General features: G+C 51.0%; 1 protein-coding gene. It reads right to left on the minus strand.

Going from position 1 to position 404, the window contains the following annotated elements:
- A partial coding sequence (locus AB4Y92_RS26210) for a transporter substrate-binding protein (protein ID WP_441822281.1) occupies positions 1-404 on the minus strand: 404 nt, incomplete at both ends.

Genomic DNA, 404 nt, shown 5'->3' on the forward strand with positions numbered 1-404 from the left:
GGCGTATACTCTTCGCCTACAAGCTCTCCGCCTTCAGCTTTCAATTGCTCTTTAATAATGAGGTTTGCCGTGCGAGGGAATACGTAATCCGAACCGAGCAAGTAGAACTTCTTGCCGCGATTCTCAAGCAGCCACGATACGGAAGGCACGATCTGCTGGTTCGTCGTCGCCCCTGTATAGAAGATGTTCGGAGAAGCTTCAAGACCTTCATATTGCACCGGATACCAGAGCAGTCCGTTAAGCTCCTCGAATACCGGCTTCATCGCTTTCCGGCTTGCCGATGTCCACCCGCCGAATACAGTTGCTACTTTATCTTCTGAGATGAGCTTGCGGGCTTTCTCTGCAAAGGTCGGCCAATCGGATGCGCCGTCTTCAAGAACGGGAATGATTTTTTTGCCTAGTAC

This window comes from Lysobacter sp. TAB13 (assembly GCF_052113885.1).
Lineage (GTDB): Bacteria > Pseudomonadota > Gammaproteobacteria > Xanthomonadales > Xanthomonadaceae > Lysobacter > Lysobacter gummosus.